Origin of the sequence: Paraniabella hibiscisoli (assembly GCF_022512515.1) — a bacterium.
In the GTDB taxonomy this organism is placed as follows: domain Bacteria; phylum Bacteroidota; class Bacteroidia; order Chitinophagales; family Chitinophagaceae; genus Niabella; species Niabella hibiscisoli.
The window spans coordinates 3,261,259-3,286,666 of record NZ_JAKWBK010000001.1; the positions used below are offsets into that span (position 1 = coordinate 3,261,259).

Sequence of the window (25,408 nt, forward strand, 5' to 3'; positions counted from 1 at the left end):
TGATTTTCCTTGACTTACTTCGGTAAAGAGTTCAAATTTGGGAATATATACGGTTAAGCGGCTGTCATCAATTATTTTACAAAACAAATTCAAAGTATGAGAATGTTTTCTTTTAAAGAAAAATGCCCATTTTTTTATCTCTCAATATTATTTTTAATAACAGGAGGGCATTTATTTGCCCAAAACCAGCAGGTGAGTGGGTTGGTAACCGACTCATCGGGCACACCGATTGCTGGTGTATCAGTAACCATCGAAGGAAGTAATCTGAGCACTCAAACCAATGCCTCAGGGAAATACACTATAAACACATCCCCCAATACCATATTGATATTTTCATTTATTGGATATGATACTGAAGAACGTAAGATAACGGGTAGTGTTTTAAACATAGCCCTGCGCAGGGCCGCTGCCGGATCGTTAGATGATGTAGTGGTTATTGGATATGGAGCAGTGAAACGTAAAGATCTTACCACAGCTGTTGGATCGGTAAATATGCCGGATCTGCAGAAGGCACCGGTGCGTTCCTTTGATGAAGCATTGGCCGGCAGGGTAGCCGGTGTACAGGTGAGCTCCCAAGACGGCCAACCCGGGGCCGGTATTAATATACTGGTAAGGGGGCCGGATCTATTAATCTTGACGCGTCGCCCTTGTATGTAATAGATGGCTTTCCTATGTATGCCTCTAATTTTAACACGAATCAGTTAGATCCAAATAACATTGAGTCGATCGAAGTTTTAAAAGACGCCGCTGCTACAACTATATATGGTGCCAGCGGTGCCAATGGTGTTATACTAATTACCACCAAAAGAGGTAAAGTGGCCCCTCCTTCTATTTCTGTTACTACCTGGTATGGTGTGCAGAATAATATAGGGAAAATGGATATGCTTAATACAGAAGAATGGGCCAAGTTGCAAATAGATAATAAGCTAACCGCAGCCACTTACACTAATCCTAACTTATATCCCCCGATTATTACAGCAGTAGTTATGCCATCTCTAATAACCCCTTGCACCTTTATAACTATTATAAGGATAGCACGACTGCTTTCGATATGGGTGACCTGATTTACCGTTCAGCCAATTCGTATAATGTTTCTCTTGATATAACCGGCGGAAACGATAAAACCAAGTATTCCATATCAGGAAACTATAATAGCCAGGAGGGTACTATTATTAACTCGGATTATAAGCGGTATCTTGGTAAATTGACCCTTGATCAGGTTATGAGTGATAAGTTTAAGGTGGGACTTTCGGTATCTTATATTTATGCTATACAAGGCGGTATTTCTACTTACACCGGTTTTAACGGCTCTAATACGGCCAGTCTGATGTATAGTATTTTGGGTTATAAGCCTTTTCTGGAGCCAGCTAACCTGGATGCTGCTACCGATGATTTAACGGACCCGACCATTACCAGTCAATTCAACTATTTCTTCAATCCCTATATCAACCAAAAGCATTTATATCGCAAAAACCATAGCACTACCTTGCTTGCGAACGGTTATGCTGAGTATGCTATCAACAGTCATTTAAAGCTAAGGTCAACCGTGGGAGTTAATTACCTAAGCTATAAGAGTCTTGCTTTTAACGATTCTCTTACCGTTTATGGGAGCAGGCTTACGACCATAGGTGCAGCCGGTCCTAACGGCTCTGTTAACCAGGGTAGTCAACCCACCTGGGTAAACGAAAATGTATTAACGTATATCAATACTTTTAATAAGAATCATAATCTTACAGCTCTGGTTGGCCAAAGCCAGTCGGGATTTAGAGCTGTTAATTATGGTTACTCGGGTCTGGGAGTTACAAATCCCGGATTAGGTATTTATGGTTTATCGCAAACCAATAGTGGTACGGTAAATCCAATCGGTACCAGCGCTGTTGAGTGGACAAAAGCATCTTTTTTGGCAGATTTATGTATAATTATAAGTCAAGGTATTATCTCTCAGGTACTTTACGGCGCGATGGCTCCTCGAGATTTGCAGCGGGCAACAGATGGGGACTTTTCCTGCTTTAAGCGCGAAATGGAGTGTTAGTTCGGAATCTTTCTGGAAAAAGATCAAGCCTGTTGTTTCTAATGCCGGCATACGTTTTAGTTATGGAGCTACCGGTAATGATAATACAGCGGCCATCAGCAATTATCCCTTCCTAACATTAATACAAACCGGTATCGCGCCCAACGGTGGCCTTACTATTATTAATGGAACTACTAACGGTGTATCTCAAATCACCGGTGCATTTGTGCCTGTTGCCGGCAATCCCGATCTGGTATGGGAATCACAAAAAACATATAACGCAGGTTTGGATCTGGGCTTTTTAAAAAACAGGATTACTGTTACCATAGAAGCCTACGTGAAAACAAGTGATGGCTTGTTATTTAATGCACCTATTCCAACTTCTACAGGATTTAAAACCTTACTGCAAAACATAGGAAAATACAAAACAAAGGACTGGAATATACGCTTAATACGATTAATGTTCAACATAAAGATTTTAAATGGACATCCAGTTTCAACATAAGTTTCAACGCCAACAAAGTATTGGAACTTGCAAATAATACAGACGCGCTGGTATTAGGTGTTCCCTGGGGTAACGCGGCATCGAATGCTTATATTTTAAAAAAGGCCAGGCGCTGGGTTTGATGTACGGTTACCTGTGGGAGGGGAATTATCAGTATAGTGATTTTATAAAAAATAGTGCAGGTCAGTTTATTTTAAGAGATGACGTGCCTACCAACCAAACTACCAGAAGTAACAGTCCAACAAGCGCTCCACAGCCCGGCGATATTAAGTTTAAAGATATCAATGGGGATGGCGTCATGAATAGTACCGACCTGACCGTTATTGGAAGAGGGTTGCCGGTACACTATGGCGGATTTGGTAATAATATAAATTATAAAAATTTTGACTTGAATATTTTCTTTCAGTGGAGTTATGGCAGTGATATTCAAAATGCCAACCGTATGGTATTTGAAAATCCGGGCACAACCAATCTGAATCAGTTTGCATCTGTTACGAATAGGTGGACACCGCATAATCAAAATAACGAACTCTTCCGGGCAGGACAAGGCGCGCCACAAGGGCCTGCTGTGCTGTCATCAAGAACAGTGGAGGATGGGTCTTATCTAAGATTGAAGACAGCGCAACTGGGATATAATTTACCAAAAGAGCTATTAAAGAGATCTGGCATAAAGCAATTGCGTGTTTATGCTTCTGCTCAAAATTTAATTACGTGGACTAAATACAAGGGGTATGATCCCGAAGTTGCTACTTTTTATTCCCAGGTCACGCCGGGGTTTGACTGGGCAGCTTATCCACGTGCCCGAACTGTAACCATTGGTGCTAATATAACTCTTTAATACTATTTAAATTTTTGATATGAACCGTATATTTTATTTGCTTATAGCAGGAGCAGTTTTTTTCTGCAGCTCCTGCGAAAAGTTCCTTGATAAAGCAGCGCTTGATAAAATCACCAATGATAATTACTACCAGGATGCCAGCCAGCTGAACGCAGCGGTAAACGGTATTTATAACCGGGTGCTTATTAGCGGATATGGACAAAATGGCCCTGCTGGCCAGGCACAAACCTTAAACGGACATTTCACTTATAGTGATGAAGCTATACAACTTAACGCTGCTTTAAATGTAAATAATTATGCCAGCTATATTTTTGATAATTCTAATGTAGCTGTGGAGAATCTGTGGCAGGGCATGTACCAGGCTATTTATCATGCAAACAGTTTAATCGCAAATGTCGATAAAAACCCCGCTATTGATGCTTCAGCCCGTAGCTATGCTTTGGGCCAGGCCCTGTTTTTAAGAGGCTATGCTTTTTATGTGCTTGCAAGCCATTTTGGAGGCGTGCCACTTAGGTAGAAACCAATATGATTTCCACCAGCAATTTGCCCTTGGCAAGAGCATCTTTGGCCGATACATACGGGCAGGCTGTATCGGATATCAGGTTATCTATCCCCATGTTAAAGACGGCAGGGGCTACTAATACACCTAGTTTGGTTTCGCGTACAGCTGCGCAGGGTGTTTTGGCCAGGGTATTTTTAACAATGGCAGGCCCTGGAACCGGTGACCCTGCTACCACCATTAGCCTGAATGATCCCAGGTATTATGATAGCACTATTTATTATGCACAGCAGGTAGTTAACTCCAATGAACACAGTCTGTATACAGCGAAGCAGGGAATGACCTTTCCTGACAGTAGCTTCGCTTATATTTTCATCAATGAATCCAGGCAAATAACCAATATCAAAGAATGTATATGGGAAGCTACATTTTCGGGTAATGATGTAGCCTCTCAATACCCTGTAACCTTACAGGGAGCGACCGGTATTTTTGCCGGCCCGCCCTGTAATGCAACCAGCCCTACAGATTATGGTATTATAGGCACCTGCTTTAATGCGGTAAATGTTCCCAAAGGAGTTTATGACTTATTTGGTAACGGTGATTTGCGACGTGACTGGACAATATGCCCCTACTACTATACCACTGTAAAAGCTGGCGTTACTCCAACCCAACCTTCAGATTATAACAGATCCAATTACCCTACTCAACCACATGAATACTATGTTCGTCCGCAGGGAAAATGGAGAAGAGAGTTTGAAACTATTGTACCCAAAAGCAGGTTCTCTTCCCCGGAGTCTTTTCCTATACTGCGTTTCAGCGACGTTTTGTTAATGCTGGCAGAAGCCGAGCTGATGTCACCTACTGGCAATAGATCAGATGCACTGGAAAAAGTAAACATGGTTAGGAGACGAGGTTATGGCTTCCCGGTAAACACCGGCAATGCTTTGTCGGATCTTACGGCACTTACCCTAAACGATATTGTAGATGAACGCACCCGCGAGCTGGCTTTTGAAGGACATCGCTGGGTTGATCTGCGCCGGTGGGGTATATACGACACTAAAATGCGTGCGCTTCAGGCGCGCATGGAAGCTGATGGTGTCAATACTGCCAACGGATCGCATGGTAATGGTAACCAGTTTTATGGCGGTATGACTAACAGAACCATGAATTTTCGATCGGGTTATCAATATATAGTTAATGCTAATAGTTCCGACAAATTTGCATTATTGCCAATACCCCTTACAGAAACATCGACCAATCAACTTATTGTACAAAATCCCGGATGGTAGTCAACGGTGTTGATACTAAAAAATTAAATAATTATGCGTATTTACTACTCACTAATAGTAAGCTTGCTGCTGGTGGCCGGATTATGGGCCTGCAAGCGGGAGATAGCACTTTCTCCGTCAGATTTCCAGGTTACAACCGACAGCGCTTCCTATACCCGTGGCGGACTTACAACTTTCAAATTTACCGGCAATCCCGATAATATTACTTTTTACTCAGGCAGCTGGGGCATGCGATACCAGTATGCCAACCGGTTCATCGATACCAGCGGTACAGCTATACTTACTTTTTCTACCGCGGTTAACACAGCCGGTAGCAGCGGAGAATTATCGCTATGGTACTCTACAGACTACACCAACGATACGTCCAGGTTGGGTGCTGCTTCCTGGACAAATGTGAATTCCATTGCTCCCATTCAATGGGCCACTACCGCTACAGCTACCTCATCGGGCGCTATCGATTTAACCCGGTTAAAATCTGCAGGTAAGCCTATTTACCTGGCTTTTAAATACACGGCTTCGGCTGGAGCTACGCAAAGAAAATGGACCATAACACCATTAACCCTTATACATAAGCCCGTTAACGACACTACTTATACAATTTTAAACCTGGCAGGGGTTAATCCTGTATATGCAGCAGGCGCTCCCCAGCTGGTGAGCAGCCCGGGCTGGGTAGCGGTAAACAAAAGCAGGAACCCCACGGCTGCAGAACGTTGGACACCTGCGGCATCTACCAACGCTACTACCAACTTTGTAATAGGAGGTACCACTAATACGGCTATCGCTGTAGACACAGAGCAATGGTTAATTGCCGGTCCGATAAATCTTTCCCAGGTGCTACATGATGTGCCCACTGCTATTGTAAAAACAATGAGTAGTGTAGCCGCTGCCGACCTGGCGCCGGCATATGCTTTCAGATATACCCTGCCCGGAACGTATAAGGCGGTATTTGTGGGAAGCAGCCAGAATCCGGATAAGGGCGAAACCACCGTTCGGTCGGTTACGATAATAGTGAAATAAAAGGTCCTTATAAAGGATCTCTCAATGATAACAAACATCTTACTCGGAACAGAGCATATGATGCAAACACGCCATTACACCATTCTTAATAGTAATAATCATAGAACACAACAAAATATTCAATGAAAAAAGTTTCTTTCTCTTTTTTCAAATGGCCTGCAGGGCGATAGCTACTGTGATAATTATTTTTTTTATATGCAGTCCAAAGCACAGGAACTGCTTCCAACACCATCCTGGGCAAAAGAAGCACCCGAACAAAAAGCAAAACGTTTAAAGTGGTGGACACATGATCGTTTAGGAATGTTTATTCATTGGGGTTTATACGCAGTTCCGGCCCGCCATGAATGGGTACAGTTTAGAGAAAAAATAACCCCGCAGGATTACCGTAAGTATTTTGATCAATTTAATCCCGATTTATACGATCCTGTTGAGTGGGCCAAAGAAGCCAAAGCCGCAGGTATGAAATATGTTGTATTAACCACCAAACACCATGAAGGATTTTGTATGTGGAATACCAAATACACCGACTATAAGGTAACCAATACACCCTACGGGAAAGATATTTTAAAATCTTTTGTAGATGCTTTCAGGGAACAGGGCATACGTATTGGATTGTATTACTCTCTTATCGATTGGCATCATCCGGATTTTATATATGACAACCAGCATCCTGCTACTCCTGTGAAACCCGAAGAAAGAGCTGCCGCTAACCAGGCGCGTGATATGAAAAAGTACCAGGAGTATATGAAAAAGCAGGTAACCGAACTGCTTACTCAATACGGTCGGGTAGATGAATTGTTTTTTGATTTTTCCTACCAGGGAAAAGGACATAATGAATGGGATTCAGAAGGACTTTTAAAACTGGTACGTAAACTACAGCCCGACATCATTGTAAACGACAGGCTTGATTTGAATAACACCGACTGGGGGTGGGACTACAAAACACCAGAGCAGTTTATGCCAAAAGAATGGGTAAAAGTAAACGGTGCGAAAGTGCCCTGGGAAACCTGCCAGACTTTTTCCGGATCCTGGGGTATTACAGAGATGAATATTCCTGGAAGAGTTCTTTACAACTTATAGTAATGCTGATAGAAACGGTGGGCAAAGGAGGCAACCTTTTGCTGAATGTAGGCCCTACTGCACGTGGAAATTTTGATGAACGGGCCAGCGAGCGGCTGGATAAAATAGGGCAGTGGATGAAATTCAATAGTCCCTCAATTTATGGCTGTACAGCGGCACCTGACATGTTTAAAAACCTGAAAACTGCCTGCTTACCTATAATGCCGATAAAAAGCGGCTCTATATACATGTATTGAACTGGCCCTTTAAAACACTTACACTTGAGGGATACAAAAATAAGTTTAAATATGCCAGACTTTTAAGAGATGGTTCTGAACTTAAATTCTCGACGGTAACCAAAGCCGCCGGCCATACTACAGAAACTGCCGGGGAAAATGATGTGATGCTGCAAATGCCCGTACAGGCTCCCGGCGATGAGGTGCCGGTCATTGAAATGATTCTGTAACCACATAAATTACTTACATGCGATTGTTATTTTTTCTGAGCCTGTTTTTAATTGTCATATTTTATGACACACGGAGCCAGGGTTTATGTCCTGTCATTCCGCAACCGGTTCATGCAAATCAATATGCGGGCAATTTTTTATTAAGTGAAAACACGGCGTTGGTGCTAGACGATGCTGTTTTGCAACCCGTAGCCTGGTATTTAAAAAGGCAACTGCTATCGCAGAACCATTGTGCCCTTGCCATCCGAAATAATGCTGGTACAGGTCTCATTAAACTTTCAATCAGTAAAAAGGGACGAAAAGATGAAGCATATGATCTTATGATGAATAGCAAGCAGGTGCATATTTCCGGCGAAACTGAGAAAGGTGTTTTTACGGAGTTGTTTCTTTTTGCAATTAGTATATCATGGAGAAAAATTAAATAGTACAGTTGCCATTCCTTGCTGGAATATTAAGGATGTTCCTTTATACGAGTGGAGGGGCCTCATGTTGGATGAATCGCGTCATTTTTTTGGTATGGATAAAGTAAAGTCTCTTTTAGACTGGATGGCTTATTACAAGCTCAACCGCTTTCATTGGCACCTTACGGATGAGCCTGCATGGCGACTGGAAGTTAAACAATACCCTTTGCTCACGCTTGTGGGAGGAATTGGTACATATACCAACCCTGGCGCTCCTTCGCAATTTTACACGCAAAAACAGGTTGCTGAAATTATACGATATGCTGCCGAAAGAAATATTGTAGTGCTACCTGAGATAGACATGCCTGGCCATGCCACGGCAGCCAACAGGGCTTATCCCCAATTTAGTGGCGGTGGCATGAAAAACATCCGGAATTTACCTTTCACCCCGGCAAGCAGACCACGTATAGTTATTTGACGCATATCCTTAAAGAAGTGAACGCACTTTTTCCATCTAAAATGATACACCTGGGCGGTGACGAAGTGAGTTTTGGTAACGATAAATGGATGGCCGATAAAGAAGTGCAAACATTGATACAACAACAGGGAATTAAAGATGTATTAGGTGTGGAGCGTTATTTTATGCGTCGCATAGCTGACTCTGTATTTAAAATGGATGCCAAAGTGCTGGCCTGGGATGAAGTGGTGGATATGGGTCTTCCGCAGGATCAAACTATTGTTTTTTGGTGGCGGCATGATAAACCCGGACAACTATCCAGGTCTTTAAATAAAGGCTACCCAACCGTAATTTGCCCGAGAGTGCCCTTTTATTTCGATTTTGTGCAGGATAGCACACATACTATGGGGCGTAAGTGGGATGGCGTTTATAATCCTTTAAAAGATGTTTACGGATTCGATATAAATAAATGGCCGGGTATTACTTCGAAAAATAAAAAAATGGTACTGGGTATTCAGGCGAATGTATGGACAGAAACCATGACAAACAATTATAGACTTGACTATATGATCTATCCCAGAATTGCCGCTCTTGCCGAAACAGCCTGGTCTTCGGAAGAGCAAAAATTATGATACTTTTTCAAGTAAGTTAAAAAAGCATTTTCCTTTATATGAATCATCCGGAATTAATTTCTATAATCCTTTTAGTATTGTTGGTATTGCAGTTTAAAAGCGCTTATCCGCTATCAGGAGATACTGAAATACTGGGCAAACTTATTTTCTTTGCAGCCGCATTACTGCAATATCTCCCATGATGAGATTTAATGTATTGCCCGAAACGCTGAATTGACTAATGCTTTGCAGTGTTTTAAAGAAAGTACTTTCTCCTGCCCCCGGGCAAGCCATCCTGGTACTGGCTGGCATACCAAATCTTATTTTACTGCCGTCTATTTTAATTGAAGAGCGGAAGCTATTGCAACTGCTGTTGCCTGTAGCTACAGTATCTGGCAGGTTAAAGGTGATAGTCGGTTTTTTATCGGGATACAATCCTTCAAATGCAATACGTGGCCCGGAAATATAATCCACTTCCCAGGTGCCGTTTAGCTGACTGGCAATATTGTTGTCTACTACCTGAAACCGTGCCAACGGAGCCATGCGGGCTTTGTTTAAAGAAAGAACATTGTTGTTGACCGTAAAGTTATCTGCTTTACCAAAAACTTCTTTTAACTGGTTTTCTACCATCATATTTTCGCAGGCCATCATAGTAGACATGCCCTGGCTAAACGTTATCCGGCCTTTATCGGTAACAGTATAAGTACCTCCCAGTCCATTACATCCGCCGGACGCAGTATATCTTTTATTCGTATCATTAAACTCAATAAACGGTTCTTTGTCGTTAATACGATCAGCAACAGGTTGGCCGTTCAATTCAATAAGCTTCCACTTTTTTCCGGTGATAGAAGTTGCTGTCATAGTGGATGCGGTTTCATTGGACTGTGTTGCTTTTTTTGTATTACCGCAGGCATTACATAAAAAAGCTAAGCCCAGGATAATATAGTAAGGCTGTTTCATGGATAAAAATTTTGCTGCAAATTTACGATTGTTTTATAAAATCGTTATTTCTGTAGCTACGAGGTCTTTATTTTTAGAACTACCTCCGATCATGATGTCAAACTTGCCTGCATGCGCCTCAACGGAGCGGGTTTTTTCATTCCACCATTCCAGCTCTTTGGCCCTCAGGTCAAAAGTAACTGTTTGTGTTTGTCCGGAATTTAAGCTGATCCTTTTGACGGAGCGCAAGGTTTTTACAGGGCCGTTCTTATCGTTTTTCTTGCGGATATATAGCTGAACCACTTCCTCACCATCAACCTTGCTGGTATTGGTTACAGGAATTGATATTTTTAATGAGCTTCCGGCCTTCACCACTTTTTTGCTGGCCGCCGGTTGGCCGTATTTAAAGCTGCTATAACTCAGTCCGTAACCAAATGGAAAGAGTGGTTCCTGTTCCATGTACCGGTAGGTTCTGTTTACCATATCGTAGTTTTCAAAATCCGGTAATTGTGTAGTGTCTTTATAAAAAGTTACAGGAAGGCGGCCCGATGGATTGTAACGACCCAATAGCACGTCTGCCACCGCTGTACCGCCGGCTTGTCCCGGATACCAGGCTTGCAGGATAGCTTCACAATTAGCTACCTCCGGAACCAGTCCTACAGGCGATCCGGAGCAATTTACCAGTATTACTTTTTTACCTGCCTTTTTTAAAGCCGCAATCAATGTTCTTTGTACTGCCGGTAGTTCTATGTCTGTACGATCGCCCTTTTTGAATCCGGGCAGGTTAACACCCATTTCTTCTCCTTCCAGCGATGGCGAAATGCCTCCTACAAAAATAACGATATCAGCATCGGCTACTTTTGCAACAGCTTTATCAGTATCGGCTGTTTCTCTGAAACCTATATCAAAATTGAGCTGGGCATCGCCACTTCCATGTGCAAAGTCGATTTGCAGGGTATAGGGTTGGTCTTTTTCAACGTGCATGGCATGCACTACCTTCCGGCTACCATGTCCTGTTTTGGCTGTCTTTACTTCCTTGCCATCCACCAATAAGCTCATAATCCCATTTACATAAAACTCTAAAGCCACTTCTCCAGACTTTTGAGGTGTGAACTCAGTGGTATACCGGGCTGTAAAATCTGTTAATTCCACACCCGGGGCAAAGACCGTAGCACCGGAAGTGCAAAAAGCAAAAGGAGTGGACACATGGGCGGTGACAGCCGGATCGCCCTTCCTTTCTTTATTGTTCCAGTATTGAGCGGTAAAGCCTTTGGCCTTTCCCGAGGAGCATTGAGAAAAAACGCTTTGAAACAGGATATTGTCTACTAAACCACAACCTTGCTCGTATATTAACCGTTCGGTGGCAGTTAACGCTGTACGCAGACCTTCCAGGATGGTTACTGTTCTGGAAGGTGTACCATTGTAATTACCCCATTGCATCACCGAATCATTAGCATTGGGGCCCATTACAGCTACTTTCAATCCTCCTTTTTTAGTGGTAAAATATGGTTCCTGTTTTGCAACAGCGTCATTGACTTCCTGGCCATATCCAGGGCAATATCATTGTGCGCTTTAGAAGCTACTACATCATAGGAGATTTTGTTCCAGGACACGAGGGTAGGGTCGTCCATTTCGCCCAGCCTGAACCGGGCCAATAATAACCTTCTTACAGAAACATCAATGTCAGTTTCTTTGATTTGTCCTTTTTGAACTGCTTCAACCAGGGCCTTATAGCTGGAACCACAATCAAGGTCGGTGCCTTTTAAAACAGCATCAGCCGAAGCGCTACTTGCGTCTTTGTGGGTTTCATGCGTATTGGGTTTGTAGAAGTCAGCAATCGCACCACAATCGGCTATTACAACTCCTTTAAAACCCCATTTATTTCTTAGGATATCTATCAATAACTGATCACTTCCACAGCAGGGCTTACCTTCAAAACGATTGTAGGCACACATTACTTCCTGTACATCGGCTTCTTTTACGAGCGCTTCAAAAGCAGGGAGGTAGGTTTCGAGCAGATCACGATATTTATATTTTTGCATCAAAGCTATGCCGGTTCCATTCAGGGCCGGAGTGTACGGCAAAATGCTTGGCGCAGGCGTGTAGCTTATCATATTTATTTCCTTTTGGTCCTTGCAAACCTTTTACCGCTGCAACACAAAGCAAGCTGGTCAAATAAGGGTCTTCGCCATAAGTCTCTATACCACGGCCCCAGCGGGGATCTCTGAATATATTGATGGTAGGCGTCCACATGGTTAGTCCCTGGTAGCGGGCATAACTACCCTGGGATGAATAATAGTAATGTTTCGCCCTGGCTTCGTCCGACACAGCATTAAAAACCCGCGATACAGCCTCTGCATCAAAAGTAGCGGCCATACCAATCGGCTGTGGGAAAACAGTTGCTAATCCTGTTCGTGCAACACCATGCAGCGCCTCATTCCACCAGTTGTAGGTTTTAATACCTAAGCGCTCCACTGGCTTCGACGTATCCTGCATCAGCATCACTTTTTCTTCAAGAGTCAACCTTTTCACCAGGTCTTCTGTCCGTTGTTCAAAACTTAATGCGGCATTCTGGTAGGGAAGTGGTGGTTGTGAAAATGCATTATTGCAACAGGTAAAAAGGGCAAAACTGGCAAGAAAGCTGGCAAATTTTTTATAAGGCATATCATTGAATTGATAAAATGAAATCGATTACAATTATACAGAATAAATGTAAATTCAATGGATTGTTTTTAGGTTACTGAAGAATGGGGTGCGTTTTTTTGTGTAAATACAATAAAAAACCTCTTTCAAAATTGATGAAAGAGGTTTTAAATCTATATTTTTACTTATTGATGCTGGTCTTCGATCCACTGGCGGGCATTTACAAATGCTTCAATCCAGGGACTTACTTCGTCTTGCCTGTCAGCAGGGTAGTGTGCCCAGTTCCATTGAAATATGGATCGCTCAATATGGGGCATGGTAACCAGGTGTCTGCCAGTTACATCACACATCATGGCAGTATTATAATCTGAGCCATTAGGATTGTGCGGATACTGATCGTAAGCATATTTAGCCACAATGTCGTATTGGCTTTCTGTCCCCGGAAGGTTGAATTTGCCTTCTCCATGGGAGATCCATACACCTAATGTAGCGCCGGCCAGCGATTTCAACATCACTGATTTATTTTCCTGCACTTTTACCGAAACAAAGTTCGATTCGTGCTTACCCGAATTATTGTGAAGCATTTTTCCATGCTCCGTGTGATCGGGATTGATTAGCTCCAGTTCCATGAATAACTGGCAGCCGTTACAAATACCAACAGATAAAGTATCCGGACGAGCAAAGAACTGATCCAATGCCGTCTTGGCTTTTTCGTTATACAGGAAAGCGCCTGCCCAGCCTTTTGCCGAACCCAATACATCGGAGTTGGAGAATCCACCTACAGCGCCAATAAATTGTATGTCTTCCAGTGTTTCACGACCGCTGATAAGATCGGTCATATGCACATCCCTTACATCAAATCCTGCGAGGAACATAGCGTTGGCCATTTCACGCTCTGAGTTAGAGCCTTTTTCGCGAAGAATGGCTGCTTTTGGACGAGGTTTAGAAGAATCAATAACCGGCTTTTTCCCATCAAATTGAGCAGGGAACTGATATTGCAGTGGCTGGTTTTTATAGTTATTGTATCGCTCCTGTGCTGTTCCGTTTTTAGATTGTTTCTGGTCTAAAAGAAACGAGGTTTTATACCATGTGTCGCGATTTTCAGCGACATTAAAGCTAAAGCTGTCTGTATTGTTTTTAACAGTAACAGTGGTGTCTTCTACAACGGTTCCTATTTTAACAGCTTCAATTCCAGCTGCAGCAAATAGTGCCTCCAGGTTTTCGTCGTTTTGAGCCTGTAACACCAAAGCAATATTTTCATTAAACAAAGCTTTCACTGTATCCGCTTCATTCAATCCACTTAAATCAAAATTAGCAGCCAGGTTTACATCAGCAAAGCACATTTCCAGTAAAGTGGTAATCAAACCACCCGAACCGATATCGTGTCCCGCTGCAATAAGGCCTTTGTTAATAGCATCCTGTATCGTATCAAAAGCTTTTGCAAAATAAGCTGCATCTTTAATACTGGCTACTTTGTTACCGATCTTATTAATGATTTGTGCAAAAGAAGATCCACCTAGCTGTAATGCATCTTTTGTTAAATTAATATAATAAACCGAACCTGCATTCTTTTTCAGTACGGGTTCTACCACTTTATTGATATCAGTGCAGTTACCCGCGGCAGATATAATAACGGTACCGGGAGCAATTACGTTCCCATCCGGGTATTTCTGTTTCATCGATAAAGAATCTTTACCGGTAGGAATATTAATGCCTAAAGCAATCGCAAAATCGGAGCAGGCTTTAACAGCTTCGTATAATCTGGCATCTTCTCCTTCATTATTACAGGCCCACATCCAGTTAGCCGAAAGTGAAATGCCTTTCAAACCATTTTTGATAGGCGCAAATACAATATTAGACAAAGCTTCACCAATGGCGTTCCTTGAACCTGCAGCCGGATCTACCAGGGCTGTTAACGGCGAATGGCCAACGGTAGTGGCAATACCTTCTGTTGATTTATAATCCAATGCCATTACACCTACATTATTTAAGGTAAGTTGTAGTGGTCCGGCACATTGCTGTTTGGCTACACGGCCACCTACGCAACGGTCTACTTTATTGGTTAACCAGTCTTTACTGGCAACAGCTTCCAGTTGTAATACCTGTTCTAAATAAACCGGTACATTTTTAATATCATAAGACAGCTCCTCGTAATTACGATTGATCTTACTGTCCTTCATAATGGTTTTAGGAGAAGAACCAAAGAAGTCTTCCAGTGCATAATCCATTGGCTTTTCTCCTTTGGATTTAGATTGGAAAGTAAAGCGATGGTCACCCGTAACGTCACCCACTGTATACATAGGCGCACGCTCACGGTCGGCTACTTTCTGTAGTATTTCGATATCTTTTTCACCGATAACGAGGCCCATTCTTTCCTGTGATTCATTACCAATGATTTCTTTAGCCGAAAGGGTGGGGTCTCCAACGGGCAGTTTGTCCAGGTCGATCAATCCACCTTTTTCTTCTACTAATTCAGACAGGCAGTTTAAATGCCCGCCAGCGCCATGATCGTGTATAGAAACAATCGGGTTGTGGTCCGATTCTACCAGTCCGCGGATAGCATTGGCCGCCCGTTTTTGCATTTCGGGATTAGAACGTTGGATGGCATTTAGCTCGATACCCGAACCAAAAGCTCCTGTATCAGCTGATGATACAGCAGCGCCGCCCATACCGATACGATAGTTTTCACCACCCAGAATGACGATTTTATCGCCTTCTTTTGGGGTATATTTTTTAGCTTGCTCCAATTTGCCATAACCTACACCGCCTGCCTGCATGATTACTTTGTCGTACCCCAGCTTTCTACTCGTTCCACTGAGTTTGTCGAAGTGCTCATGTTCAAAAGTTAATACGGAGCCTGTAATTAAAGGCTGGCCAAATTTGTTACCAAAATCGGAGGCCCCGTTAGATGCTTTAATCAGGATGTCCATAGGTGTTTGGTACAACCATTGGCGTGCTTCCATAGCTTTCTCCCAGGGCCGGTCTTCCAATAAACGCGAATAAGCGGTCATATAAATAGCAGTACCCGCCAGTGGTAACGAACCCTGTCCGCCCGCAAGGCGATCACGTATCTCACCACCCGAACCTGTCGCGGCTCCCGCAAAGGGTTCAACTGTAGTAGGAAAGTTATGGGTTTCAGCTTTTAAGGATAAAACCGATTCAAATTCTTTTTCTTCGTAATAATCGGGCTTGTCGGCCGATTTAGGTGCAAATTGCGTTACCATGGGCCCTTTTACAAATGCCACATTGTCTTTATAGGCCGAAACGATATCGTTAGGATGAGTTTCCGAAGTTTTTTTGATCAGTTTGAACAGCGAGGTCGGCATTTCTTCGCCATCAATCACAAAAGTTCCATTGAATATTTTGTGCCGGCAATGTTCTGAGTTAGCCTGCGAAAAAGCAAAAACTTCAGAATCGGTAAGTTTGCGACCGATTTTCTCTGAAAGCTGGTTCAAATACTCCACTTCTTCCGCACTTAGCGCCAATCCCTCCGATTTATTGTAGGCGTTAATATCATCAATCTCTAATATCGGTTCAGGCGCAATCTGTATTGTATACATTTCCTGTGTTAAAGCCGCATATTTCTGTGAGATCATTGGGTCGAACTCGTTAAAGTCTGCGGGTACAGGTTGAAACTCTTCTATGCGGATAATCCCTGTAACACCCATATTCTGTGTAATTTCCACCGCATTGGTACTCCAGGGAGTGATCATTGCTGCACGGGGACCTACATAGTAGTGATTAAGCGTAGCAGTTTCTAGTTTTTGGGCATTACCAAAAAGCCAGTTTAGCTTTAAAACATCTTCCTGTGATAACTCATTTTGTGTTTGAACACCGTAAACAATATGTTTAGGATTTTGAAAGAAATGGATCATTATAATTGAGTGCGTTTGAACTTCGTGGAAATTGAGTGGCAAAATTAGCCAAACTTATACTCATATACAAGTTTGAGGATAGTGATATTGAGGATAAGTTTAATGCAGCCGGCTCTATTTATCGCATTTATTCAGGAAAGTGTTAAACGAAATCTTAGGCCGCTGGTTTTTTCTACTTTATATGATTGTTGTGGTTGGGGATTGATAGCAGTTGACATTTTCTGTCAGATTCACAAATAGTAGGGGTAGTAACACAATCCGATGAGTAGTTTTGCAGTAAATGTTCACTAATGCATCAATCAGAAATATCGCGTAAAGAATTTTTAAAGAAATCAGGATTAGGTTTGGCAGGAATGGCAGTGCTGCCTGGATTGTCAAAGGGCACTGGTCTTATAGACGGGCAAGGATTAAAAAAAGTGAAAATATGGCAAGGGCATATACTTTAAAAAATGTGAAGCTTGAAACAGGGTTTGAGTATGAAGGCGATGAAGTTGTTCATACAAAGACTGATTTGTTTTCAGTTAATATTGATGATGGCAAGATCAGGGAGATTTTACCCAATACCCCCGGCAACAACAATGCTATTGATGCCAAAGGTTTGTTGATGTTACCTGCGTTTAAAGACATGCATATCCACCTTGATAAAACGTTTTATGGAGGTTCCTGGCAGGCTACCAGGCGAAGAACGGGCGGAGTAAAAGGGATGATTGCGCTGGAACAGGAAATTTGCCTGAGATGCTCAAAACCTCTACGCACCGCGCCGTGGAGCTCATCAAATTGCTTCAATCGAAAGGGTCTTCTTTTGCAAGAAGTCATGTAAATATTGAGCCGACCTCAAAACTGCAGTCGTTAAAGAATCTTGAAAAAGCATTGGCGCAAAAGAAAGATGGCTTCCAGGCTGAGCTGGTGGCCTTTCCTCAACATGGTGTTTTTATACAGATAGTGTGCCTTACCTCAAAGATGCTGCTCAAATGGACATTGACTTTATCGGGGGCCTGGATCCCTATACGATTGATGGTGCTATTGAAAGAACAATTGACTTTACCGTTCAGCTGGCACTAGATCATAATAAAGGCATAGATATTCATTTACATGAATCAGGGCAGTCTGGCTTAGATACAGTAAACTATCTTATAAAAAAGGTCAATGAAAATCCGGTTCTAAGCAAAAAGACTTTCATTAGCCATTGTTTTGTTTTAGGAAAACTGGAAAAGACAAAACAGGAAGAGATCGCTGAGCAACTCGGTGCCGCTGGTATCGGTATTGTTTCTACAATACCTTTCGGCAGCCTTATTATGCCGATCCCCGTTTTATATAAGCATAATGTTACAGTGCTGACCGGTAATGACAGCATCATTGATCATTGGAATACCTGGGGTAGTGGAAGCGTTTTGCAAAAAGCAAATCTTATGGCGCAGCTTTACGGATATTCTACTGAATTCTTATTGTCAAGGAGTTTGAAGCTGGCAACAGCCAATATCCTTCCGCTGGATGATAAAGGAGTACAGCAATGGCCCAAAGCAGGTGATACAGCTGACCTGGTATTGATCAACGCAAGCTGTTCGGCGGAAGCTGTATCAAGAGTTTCACCGGTGCAATCACTCATCAGCCAGGGAAATATTGTTTATTGAAATGTACCTGATTTTTAACTTTTCCGCGAGAGAATGCTTTCAATGGTATTTAAAAGAAAAAGCCTGCAATTCAAAAGAATTGCAGGCTTTTTCTTTATCAAACGTCTCCGCTTTTCAGCGGAGAGAGAGAGGATTCGAACCCCGGACCTGTTACAGTCAACGGTTTTCAAGACCGCCGCATTCGACCACTCTGCCATCTCTCCGGGCGCAAAATTAGGGGTGTGGTCTCAAATAGCAAAATACATTTTAAATAATTGCTAACTTTTTTAATAAAAAAGACCTGCTGGCTGAGGGCAGGTCTGATCATCATAAGGACGTAATTTATAAATCAACTTTTAACCGGATACCGGTACCCATATATTTTAGATTTTCCTGTGTTACATTTCTCATAGGAACCTTCAGGAAAGGCTCTAATGCCACTCCCGTTCTGCCAGATATCTTTTGGCGGTATCCCATCGATATATTGTAAAACCCAAGGAAAGGCGTATTTTCTGTTGGGGCCTGCATGGGTTGCCTGGTGGTGTTCTGCTCTGTGAACATAACAGATTTATCTTCTTTAAGAGCTCCTCTGTTTGTTTCTACCGACACTTTTATATTTCGATTGTCAACATAGGTATATTTCTTATTATCGTTAATTACAACAAGACCAGATATACCTGCCGAAGCGTATAACTTTTTACTGATATTGTAATTGACCTCAACCGGAATGTCAATACCTGACAAAAATCCATCAATTTGCTGTAAGGAAGTAGTTTGCTGACCGGCTACTACATTATAAGATGATGTAAGCAACCCTTTTGAATCCAGTGAAGAAGATGCACCGGCAGCGCCAGTGGCTCCGGCTGCTCCGGTAGCCCCACCCGCGCCAATCGGTCCGTTAGGACCACTAATTCCATTAACCGGAGCTGAAGCGATGTTACCAGCAGGTCCGGCACCATAATTCCTGGAGGCCGAAAGTTTGTTATAAGCAATACCTGAACTGATTTGTATCTTATCATTGATCACATACCCAACAGATACGCCATAGCCCATGTCTATGCCGAGGTCGCCAAATAATGGTGATACATAAAGACTCGGCTGCCATTTTTTATTTTTGTCTTTGGCAGGTTTTTCAGTTAAAACAGGTTTATTTATAGCGATGTGTTTAGGCTCTTCTTTATTAACCGGTGGTGTATGAGCAATTTGCGGTGTGCTTGGTTCCACCCGGTTTTTCCAGAAATTTATTTCGGGTTTTGGAGTGGCAGGTGTTGCAGTACCAGGCGCTGCAGGTATTATTATTGGTTGGGGCGCTGAAACAATGAGTTGTGATACGGGACCAATGTTTGATTTTGCCAATGCAATTGCCGACGGAACACCAGGCTTATAGGTGTATAAAGGAGCTGCCTTACTATTTGCATTGCCAGCAACAAGGTTGGTACTTTTATTATTATTATTATTGTCGATCGTTTCGTTTCGCTCTTCAGGGCTATTAGCCGGCTCTGTTCTAATTGAAGGAGTAGCCTGGGTAATATTAGTGGAAGAATCAATGGGCTGCAAAGCCACGCTTTTTCCATTTGGTGAAGGATTGCCGCCAGGATCAGATGCATTAAAAACACGGGCGAGAAGAAATACAGCAGTTATAACCGCCGCTGCGGCCATAGCCCATTTCCACATGCTTACTGCTCCCTTTTTAACAGGGGCGGTAGCAGGCAGCGCTTTAAAACGCTCCCAGGCGCCTTCCTCATAAGGCTCCTCGTGCTCGCGCATGACGCTTTTAATGTGATCAAAAATATCGTCGTTAGACTCAATCATGTTTTAAAATTTTCACTATACAGGGATTTTAGTTTGTTTTTGGCCCTGGATAGATAGGAACGGCTTACATTTTCAGGAATGGCGAGAAGCCCGGAAATTTCCTGGTGTGAAAACCCTTCTATTTCATATAAATTAAAAATTGCCTGTTGTGTTTTGGGCAACTCATTCAATAGTTTTAATATATCCTTTGCTTCAGTACTTTGCACCTGCGCTTCTGCAATCGGGGCAAAAGGAATATCTGAAATATCATCCTTGGCAAAATCTATTTTTTTCTTTCTTAAAAAATCAATAGCCGTACGCGATGCAATTTTGGCAATCCAGGCCTTGAAAGAAAGAGAAATATCGCCACTTTGTCCCAGAGCATTAAAAGAAGAAATATTATTGAAGATCTTTATGAAACTATCATTTACTAATTCTTCAGCAAAATGATAGTCACTGACATAACGGATCACCACGCCTTTCAGGTAGCCATAAAAGCCCTTATAAAGCGCCTCTCTTTTTGATGCCCGCGATTGTTTTGGCATCCTTTTAATATATCTTCCAATTCATCCCCGCTTATCGCCAATGTCTGTTTTTTTACAGCTTACTTACTTCTTGATCAAAATATTACCCCCAAAGGGTAGAATTGTTCACAAATGACTCCCGGTCTGCGTTATATTTCTAACAGTATACTCGTTTATTTACTTATCCTAAAAAATCAGCCTATCCCGGTATGTGGGATTTGGGCTGATTTATTTTATTAAAGGTACGGATCAATCAAAAATCAGTCATGCAATTAATGCGCGAACCAATCCAAAGTTATTTTTGTGCCAGCTGCCGGATTGCCGTTTACATATCCTCCGCTCCATATCGTATAAAAATTTGAGTTTACTTTAGACAACGTAAAAGGTTCAGAAGTAGCCAGCAATGTACTCTGCCCTGTTGCTCTTAATTCAAACTCAATATTGACAGTAGTTTTATAACTAAAAAACACCCCTGCTTTTTTATAAGTGATATTGGTAGCCACTGGTACCGGGTTACCTTTTACATAGAGGTCTAAAGCGGGCGCATCCGGGCTCATGTTTGCAAAACGTACACGAACGGAGTCCGGCCCTGCCGCAATGGCGCTATCACGAATTAAAACAGCATCCATTTTTGACGCAGTGTCTGTAATGAACACGGTATATGATTTAGGAGCTTCAAAAACCAGGTCTTTTGCAAAAAGAGGTGTTACGGTGGATGTCCAGGCGCCATATACTCTGAAATTTCGGGTGCCGGGCTTTACGGGCAGGTAATCAATCCTGTCGGTATAATTAAAAACAGTTACACCTAATCTGCTGTTATCGAAGGCGATATCAAGGGCTGGTACGCCGGCAGACGCATGAACTATGCCTACACTGGCGGGAGGAGCGCCATCGTAGTTAGGGTTTGAGTCGGACTTTTTGCAGGATACAAAAGCTAGAGTGGCAAAAGCTACAATAGCCAGTTTCCAGGGCTAATATTTAAAAAATTATAATTCATTTCGAATAAATCTTGTTTAAAATAGGGGGATTAAAAATCGGTAACCAGCTGATTAAATGTTATAACGTCAATTGGGCATTAAACGCAACAGCGTTATCAAAAAACTTTTTTAAACCTAAACCGCACAATAATAGGGGGACTGTCATTTTTGCATGTTTTTAGCTTCGGCACAATCATTGAAAATGAACAGTTGCCGCAGAAACGGCAGAATTATAAAAAACAAGAAAACATAAATATTATGGGTAAAATTATTGGAATCGATTTGGGAACTACCAATAGTTGCGTTGCGGTAATGGAAGGTAACGAGCCGGTGGTTATTGCAAATGATGAAGGTCGCCGTACTACACCATCAGTTGTAGCGTTTTTGAAAAATGGCGAGCGTAAAGTGGGTGATCCAGCAAAACGTCAGGCAATTACCAACCCGCAGAATACCATTATGTCAGCAAAGCGTTTTATGGGCCGCAGGTATGATGAAGTGGGCGAGGAAATCAGCCATTGGGCGTACAAAGTAGCTAAAGGAGATAATAATACTGTTAGAATAGATATTGACGGACGTTTATATACACCGCAGGAAATTTCTGCTATGACATTGCAGAAAATGAAAAAAACTGCAGAAGATTACCTGGGACAGGAAGTGACAGAGGCGGTTATTACCGTGCCGGCTTACTTCAATGATGCGCAGCGCCAGGCAACTAAAGAGGCTGGTGAAATTGCAGGATTAAATGTTCGCCGTATTGTAAATGAGCCTACTGCTGCGGCTTTGGCTTACGGATTGGATAAAGGTGGTAAAGACCACAAAATTGCTGTATTTGACCTGGGTGGAGGTACTTTCGATATTTCTGTGCTGGAGCTGGGTGATGGTGTTTTTGAAGTGAAATCGACCAATGGTGATACTCACCTGGGTGGAGATGACTTTGATAAAGTGATCATGGACTGGTTGGCAGATGAATTTAAAGCAGAGGAAGCGATAGACCTTCGTAAAGACCCAATGGCTTTACAGCGTTTAAAAGAAGCTGCTGAAAAAGCTAAGATCGAGCTTTCCAGTTCTTCAGAAACAGAAATAAACCTGCCTTATATAACGGCGGTAGATGGTGTACCTAAGCACCTTGTGAAAAAATTAAGCCGCGCTAAGTTTGAGCAACTGGCAGATGATTTGTTTACCCGTTGCTTGAAACCATGTGAAGCTGCTTTAAAAGACGCTGGTATGGATGCGAGCGAAATTGAAGAAGTGATCCTGGTGGGTGGTAGTACCCGTATCCCTAAAGTACAGGAAATTGTAGAAAAATTCTTCGGCAAAAAACCTAACAGGGGTGTGAATCCGGATGAAGTAGTGGCTATTGGTGCTGCTATCCAGGGTGCTGTATTAACCGGTGAAGTAAAAGATGTATTATTATTGGATGTTACGCCACTGTCAGTGGGTATTGAAACATTAGGCGGTGTAATGACAACATTAATTCCTGCTAATACCACTATTCCTACTAAGAAGTCGGAAGTGTTCTCTACGGCGTCCGACAATCAGCCAGGTGTACAAATTCACGTGGTACAGGGTGAGCGTTCTATGGCGAAGGATAATAAGAGCCTGGGTATGTTTAATCTGGATGGTATTCCGCCAGCTCCACGTGGCGTTCCCCAGATCGAAGTAATGTTTGATATTGATGCCAACGGTATTATGCACGTTACCGCAAAAGATAAAGGTACCGGTAAAGAACAGAAAATACATATTGAAGCGGGAAGCGGTTTGAGCAAGGAAGAAGTAGAGAAAATGAAAGCCGAAGCGAAGGCTAATGAAGCGACTGATAAGGTAGAAAGAGAGAAGATTGATAAATTGAACCAGGCAGACAGCTTAATTTTCCAGACTGAAAAGCAGTTGAAGGAATATGGTGATAAAGTTCCTGCTGATAAAAAAGCGGCTATTGAAAGTGCAGCTGGAAAATTAAAAGAGGCACATAAGCAACAGGATATCGCAGGTATAGATGCGTCTATGACTGAACTGAATAATGCCTGGACTGCAGCCAGCGAAGATATCTACAAATCTGGCCAGGCTGGTCCTGATGCAGGAGCGCAACAAGCTCAGGCTGATCCCGGTCAACAAGGCGGTCAAGCGGGTAGTGCAGCTGCTGACGATGTAACGGATGTACCTTACGAAGAAGTAAAATAAGCTTAACAGCATATTGAATTTTAAGCTGTCTCAATTTTGAGACAGCTTTTTTATGCCATTTCATTAGTGGCAATTTTTATTTTTACAGACTTTAGTATTCATTCCTATCTTTGCGGCACAAAAATTTCGAATTATGAAAGTATTCATTGCCGGAATCCTCGTACGAATCTAATTGTACTACCGGTTTTATTTTTATCATTATCAGGTATTGAGCAACTACCTCAATACTGTATTACTTTCATTCATAATTTTTACAAATGACGACGATACAAAAGAGTCCTGGAAAGGCAACTCTGTTTCTGCAATTACTAAAAGAATCGCTGCAGGGAAAAGAAATTGATTATACAACAGTCAGTATTCGTAAGGCCGTAATCATGCTGGCTATTCCGATGATGCTGGAAATGATGATGGAATCGGTTTTTGCATTGGTGGACCTGTATTTTGTGGGCCATTTAAAAGAAAGCAGTATAGCCATTCAAACAGTTGGATTAACTGAATCGGTTTTGACCGTTATTTATTCTGTTGCTATTGGTATGAGTATGGCTGCTACTGCCATTGTAGCCCGGCGCATAGGCGAGAAAAATACCGAGGGAGCTGCTCATAGTGCTGCCCAGGTGCTGATTGTAGCGTTTTTAGTAAACATGGTGCTAAGTGTAGCCGGAATTATTTACGCCAAAGATATTTTGATGGCGATGGGAGCAACGGAAGAGGCTGCGGAGCATGGTAAAATGTTTACCAAAATAATGATGGGAAGCAGTATCGCTATTATGTTGTTATTCCTGATCAATGGTATTTTCAGAGGAGCAGGTAATGCGGCCATAGCCATGAAGAGCTTATGGGTGGCCAATATTTGCAATGTGATTTTATGTCCCGTTTTAATTAATGGGCTAGGTCCAATCCCAGCAATGGGGTTAACAGGCGCCGCCATAGCAACAGCTACCGGGAGAAGTATTGGAGTACTGTATCAATGCTATCATTTGTTTTGGGGCAAGGGCCTGATGCGTTTAGCCACCAGGCATTTTAAAGTAGATGTAGAAGTCATCAGATCCTTGGTGAAGATAGCTACCCCGGGTATCTTTCAGTTTGTTATTGCATCATGTAGCTGGATCGTTTTGGCAAGATTAGTAGCCGTTACCGGCGGCGAGGATGGGAGCGCAGGATACCAGACTGCCCTGCGTTTGATGATGTTTTTTATGCTGCCCGTCTGGGGATTGAGTGGTGCTGCTTCAACCTTAGTTGGACAAAACCTCGGTGCTAATGCACCAGACCGGGCTGAACAAAGTGTGATGCGAACGGTGAAGTATAATGTAATATTTATGCTGACAGTATCTCTTATCTTCTTTTTACTGGGCGATTGGTTGGTAGGCTTTTTCAGCGAGGTTGAAAGTGTACGCAAAATAGCAAAGAATGCTATGTATATTATGGCCAGCGGATTTGTTTTCTATGGAGTGGGTATGGTGATGATCAACGCTTTTAACGGGTCGGGCGATACCTGGACACCAACAAAAGTTAACTTTTTCGGTTTCTGGCTGTTCCAGATACCGGTAGCTTATTTACTGGCAAAGCATTTTGAATTGGGAGCTACCGGAGTATTTATTGCGATACCTGTAGCGGAGACTGCGATAACGATCGTTTCGTTTATCCTGTTTAAAAGAGGTAAGTGGAAATTAAAGAAAGTGTAAAAGATCATTCTCATTTGGCTTTCAACCCCGGCAGGC

At 42.5% G+C, this 25,408-nt stretch carries 25 protein-coding genes, 1 tRNA gene and 1 pseudogene; 18 read left to right on the forward strand and 9 right to left on the reverse strand.

Annotation, left to right across the window (positions count from 1 at the left end; translation table 11 throughout):
• Positions 1-96 precede the first annotated feature (96 nt).
• The 13 genes and pseudogenes from MKP07_RS20325 (at position 97) to MKP07_RS39105 (ending at position 9,174) form a co-directional block, all read left to right on the forward strand.
• The gene (locus MKP07_RS20325; protein WP_262919387.1) at positions 97-657 is read left to right on the forward strand and encodes a carboxypeptidase-like regulatory domain-containing protein; all 561 of its coding nucleotides are present in this window, start codon (positions 97-99) and stop codon (positions 655-657) included.
• Positions 648-1,064, forward strand: a complete 417-nt coding sequence (locus MKP07_RS20330; RefSeq protein ID WP_262919388.1) for a TonB-dependent receptor plug domain-containing protein — start codon at positions 648-650, stop codon at positions 1,062-1,064. The genes MKP07_RS20325 and MKP07_RS20330 overlap by 10 nt, the downstream gene beginning before the upstream one ends.
• Positions 1,052-2,032, forward strand: coding sequence for a TonB-dependent receptor (locus MKP07_RS20335; protein WP_240848810.1), 981 nt, complete (start codon positions 1,052-1,054; stop codon positions 2,030-2,032). The genes MKP07_RS20330 and MKP07_RS20335 overlap by 13 nt, the downstream gene beginning before the upstream one ends.
• The gene (locus MKP07_RS20340) at positions 1,992-2,516 is read left to right on the forward strand and encodes a TonB-dependent receptor domain-containing protein (RefSeq protein WP_240848811.1); all 525 of its coding nucleotides are present in this window, start codon (positions 1,992-1,994) and stop codon (positions 2,514-2,516) included. Before MKP07_RS20335 ends, MKP07_RS20340 begins: the two co-directional genes overlap by 41 nt.
• A 118-nt stretch (positions 2,517-2,634) precedes the next feature.
• Entirely contained in the window at positions 2,635-3,354 is a 720-nt protein-coding gene (locus MKP07_RS20345) for a SusC/RagA family TonB-linked outer membrane protein (protein WP_240848812.1), read from the forward strand.
• A 19-nt stretch (positions 3,355-3,373) separates the two neighbouring features.
• Positions 3,374-3,871, forward strand: coding sequence for a RagB/SusD family nutrient uptake outer membrane protein (locus MKP07_RS20350; RefSeq protein WP_240848813.1), 498 nt, complete (start codon positions 3,374-3,376; stop codon positions 3,869-3,871).
• 32 nt (positions 3,872-3,903) lie between these two features.
• A complete protein-coding gene (locus MKP07_RS20355; RefSeq protein ID WP_240848814.1) occupies positions 3,904-5,142 on the forward strand; it encodes a RagB/SusD family nutrient uptake outer membrane protein in 1,239 nt (412 codons plus the stop codon).
• Positions 5,143-5,175: 33 nt separating this feature from the next.
• A complete protein-coding gene (locus tag MKP07_RS20360; RefSeq protein ID WP_240848815.1) occupies positions 5,176-6,159 on the forward strand; it encodes a DUF5017 domain-containing protein in 984 nt (327 codons plus the stop codon).
• A 300-nt stretch (positions 6,160-6,459) separates the two neighbouring features.
• Positions 6,460-7,475, forward strand: a pseudogene (locus MKP07_RS20365) (alpha-L-fucosidase).
• Positions 7,472-7,684, forward strand: a complete 213-nt coding sequence (locus MKP07_RS20370; protein ID WP_240848816.1) for a hypothetical protein — start codon at positions 7,472-7,474, stop codon at positions 7,682-7,684. Before MKP07_RS20365 ends, MKP07_RS20370 begins: the two are co-directional and overlap by 4 nt.
• Before the next feature lie 17 nt (positions 7,685-7,701).
• Positions 7,702-8,109 (forward strand): glycoside hydrolase family 20 zincin-like fold domain-containing protein, encoded by a 408-nt coding sequence (locus MKP07_RS20375; RefSeq protein WP_240848817.1) that lies wholly within the window; start codon positions 7,702-7,704, stop codon positions 8,107-8,109.
• Entirely contained in the window at positions 8,075-8,563 is a 489-nt protein-coding gene (locus tag MKP07_RS39100) for a family 20 glycosylhydrolase (protein WP_262919389.1), read from the forward strand. Before MKP07_RS20375 ends, MKP07_RS39100 begins: the two co-directional genes overlap by 35 nt.
• Positions 8,560-9,174: a family 20 glycosylhydrolase gene (locus tag MKP07_RS39105; protein WP_262919390.1), complete on the forward strand. Its 615-nt coding sequence runs from the start codon at positions 8,560-8,562 to the stop codon at positions 9,172-9,174. Before MKP07_RS39100 ends, MKP07_RS39105 begins: the two co-directional genes overlap by 4 nt.
• Before the next feature lie 141 nt (positions 9,175-9,315).
• On the opposite strand, the gene MKP07_RS20385 is transcribed toward MKP07_RS39105, so the two are convergent.
• The 5 genes from MKP07_RS20385 to purL form a co-directional block, all read right to left on the reverse strand.
• Positions 9,316-10,113 (reverse strand): META domain-containing protein, encoded by a 798-nt coding sequence (locus MKP07_RS20385; RefSeq protein ID WP_240848818.1) that lies wholly within the window; start codon positions 10,111-10,113, stop codon positions 9,316-9,318.
• Between the two features lie 33 nt (positions 10,114-10,146).
• A complete protein-coding gene (locus tag MKP07_RS20390; RefSeq protein WP_240848819.1) occupies positions 10,147-11,574 on the reverse strand; it encodes a glycoside hydrolase family 3 C-terminal domain-containing protein in 1,428 nt (475 codons plus the stop codon).
• The gene (locus tag MKP07_RS39110) at positions 11,571-12,134 is read right to left on the reverse strand and encodes a glycoside hydrolase family 3 N-terminal domain-containing protein (RefSeq protein WP_262919391.1); all 564 of its coding nucleotides are present in this window, start codon (positions 12,132-12,134) and stop codon (positions 11,571-11,573) included. The genes MKP07_RS20390 and MKP07_RS39110 overlap by 4 nt, the downstream gene beginning before the upstream one ends.
• The gene (locus tag MKP07_RS39115; protein ID WP_262919392.1) at positions 12,121-12,756 is read right to left on the reverse strand and encodes a glycoside hydrolase family 3 N-terminal domain-containing protein; all 636 of its coding nucleotides are present in this window, start codon (positions 12,754-12,756) and stop codon (positions 12,121-12,123) included. Before MKP07_RS39115 ends, MKP07_RS39110 begins: the two co-directional genes overlap by 14 nt.
• A 164-nt stretch (positions 12,757-12,920) precedes the next feature.
• Positions 12,921-16,610: a phosphoribosylformylglycinamidine synthase gene (gene purL, locus MKP07_RS20400; RefSeq protein ID WP_240848820.1), complete on the reverse strand. Its 3,690-nt coding sequence runs from the start codon at positions 16,608-16,610 to the stop codon at positions 12,921-12,923.
• 290 nt (positions 16,611-16,900) lie between these two features.
• Here purL and MKP07_RS20405 point away from each other — a divergent pair, with 290 nt between their 5' ends.
• The 3 genes from MKP07_RS20405 (at position 16,901) to MKP07_RS20415 (ending at position 18,241) form a co-directional block, all read left to right on the forward strand.
• Complete coding sequence (locus MKP07_RS20405) at positions 16,901-17,056, forward strand: hypothetical protein (protein WP_240848821.1); 156 nt, start codon at positions 16,901-16,903, stop codon at positions 17,054-17,056.
• A gap of 5 nt (positions 17,057-17,061) precedes the next feature.
• Positions 17,062-17,430 carry an amidohydrolase family protein gene (locus MKP07_RS41330; protein WP_240848822.1) on the forward strand — a complete coding sequence of 123 codons (369 nt, stop codon included), beginning with the start codon at positions 17,062-17,064 and terminating at the stop codon, positions 17,428-17,430.
• A gap of 124 nt (positions 17,431-17,554) precedes the next feature.
• Positions 17,555-18,241, forward strand: a complete 687-nt coding sequence (locus tag MKP07_RS20415; protein ID WP_240848823.1) for an amidohydrolase family protein — start codon at positions 17,555-17,557, stop codon at positions 18,239-18,241.
• A gap of 118 nt (positions 18,242-18,359) precedes the next feature.
• Here MKP07_RS20415 and MKP07_RS20420 read toward each other — a convergent pair.
• The 4 genes from MKP07_RS20420 to MKP07_RS20435 all read right to left on the reverse strand — a co-directional run bounded on the left by MKP07_RS20420 (position 18,360) and on the right by MKP07_RS20435 (position 21,497).
• A tRNA-Ser gene (locus MKP07_RS20420) sits at positions 18,360-18,444 on the reverse strand.
• A 118-nt stretch (positions 18,445-18,562) separates the two neighbouring features.
• Positions 18,563-20,032: a hypothetical protein gene (locus MKP07_RS20425; protein ID WP_240848824.1), complete on the reverse strand. Its 1,470-nt coding sequence runs from the start codon at positions 20,030-20,032 to the stop codon at positions 18,563-18,565.
• Positions 20,029-20,556 carry an RNA polymerase sigma factor gene (locus MKP07_RS20430; RefSeq protein ID WP_240848825.1) on the reverse strand — a complete coding sequence of 176 codons (528 nt, stop codon included), beginning with the start codon at positions 20,554-20,556 and terminating at the stop codon, positions 20,029-20,031. The genes MKP07_RS20425 and MKP07_RS20430 overlap by 4 nt, the downstream gene beginning before the upstream one ends.
• Before the next feature lie 251 nt (positions 20,557-20,807).
• The gene (locus tag MKP07_RS20435) at positions 20,808-21,497 is read right to left on the reverse strand and encodes a DUF4397 domain-containing protein (RefSeq protein WP_262919840.1); all 690 of its coding nucleotides are present in this window, start codon (positions 21,495-21,497) and stop codon (positions 20,808-20,810) included.
• Positions 21,498-21,770: 273 nt separating this feature from the next.
• On the opposite strand from MKP07_RS20435, the gene dnaK reads away from it, so the two are divergent.
• Positions 21,771-23,690, forward strand: a complete 1,920-nt coding sequence (dnaK, locus tag MKP07_RS20440) for a molecular chaperone DnaK (RefSeq protein WP_240848826.1) — start codon at positions 21,771-21,773, stop codon at positions 23,688-23,690.
• Between the two features lie 257 nt (positions 23,691-23,947).
• A complete protein-coding gene (locus MKP07_RS20445) occupies positions 23,948-25,372 on the forward strand; it encodes an MATE family efflux transporter (protein WP_240848827.1) in 1,425 nt (474 codons plus the stop codon).
• Positions 25,373-25,408 lie beyond the last annotated feature (36 nt).

What these genes read in the sequence shown, in the direction of transcription:
- MKP07_RS20325 (WP_262919387.1), top strand. Translation starts at nt 97, where the DNA reads ATGAGAATGTTTTCTTTTAAAGAAAAATGCCCATTTTTTTATCTCTCA.
- MKP07_RS20335 (WP_240848810.1), top strand. Translation starts at nt 1,052, where the DNA reads ATGGGTGACCTGATTTACCGTTCAGCCAATTCGTATAATGTTTCTCTT.
- MKP07_RS20340 (WP_240848811.1), top strand. Translation starts at nt 1,992, where the DNA reads ATGGGGACTTTTCCTGCTTTAAGCGCGAAATGGAGTGTTAGTTCGGAA.
- MKP07_RS20350 (WP_240848813.1), top strand. Translation starts at nt 3,374, where the DNA reads ATGAACCGTATATTTTATTTGCTTATAGCAGGAGCAGTTTTTTTCTGC.
- MKP07_RS20360 (WP_240848815.1), top strand. Translation starts at nt 5,176, where the DNA reads ATGCGTATTTACTACTCACTAATAGTAAGCTTGCTGCTGGTGGCCGGA.
- MKP07_RS20375 (WP_240848817.1), top strand. Translation starts at nt 7,702, where the DNA reads ATGCGATTGTTATTTTTTCTGAGCCTGTTTTTAATTGTCATATTTTAT.
- MKP07_RS20385 (WP_240848818.1), bottom strand. Translation starts at nt 10,113, where the DNA reads ATGAAACAGCCTTACTATATTATCCTGGGCTTAGCTTTTTTATGTAAT.
- MKP07_RS39110 (WP_262919391.1), bottom strand. Translation starts at nt 12,134, where the DNA reads ATGCAAAAATATAAATATCGTGATCTGCTCGAAACCTACCTCCCTGCT.
- MKP07_RS39115 (WP_262919392.1), bottom strand. Translation starts at nt 12,756, where the DNA reads ATGCCTTATAAAAAATTTGCCAGCTTTCTTGCCAGTTTTGCCCTTTTT.
- purL (WP_240848820.1), bottom strand. Translation starts at nt 16,610, where the DNA reads ATGATCCATTTCTTTCAAAATCCTAAACATATTGTTTACGGTGTTCAA.
- MKP07_RS20405 (WP_240848821.1), top strand. Translation starts at nt 16,901, where the DNA reads ATGCATCAATCAGAAATATCGCGTAAAGAATTTTTAAAGAAATCAGGA.
- MKP07_RS20425 (WP_240848824.1), bottom strand. Translation starts at nt 20,032, where the DNA reads ATGATTGAGTCTAACGACGATATTTTTGATCACATTAAAAGCGTCATG.
- MKP07_RS20430 (WP_240848825.1), bottom strand. Translation starts at nt 20,556, where the DNA reads ATGCCAAAACAATCGCGGGCATCAAAAAGAGAGGCGCTTTATAAGGGC.
- dnaK (WP_240848826.1), top strand. Translation starts at nt 21,771, where the DNA reads ATGGGTAAAATTATTGGAATCGATTTGGGAACTACCAATAGTTGCGTT.
- MKP07_RS20445 (WP_240848827.1), top strand. Translation starts at nt 23,948, where the DNA reads ATGACGACGATACAAAAGAGTCCTGGAAAGGCAACTCTGTTTCTGCAA.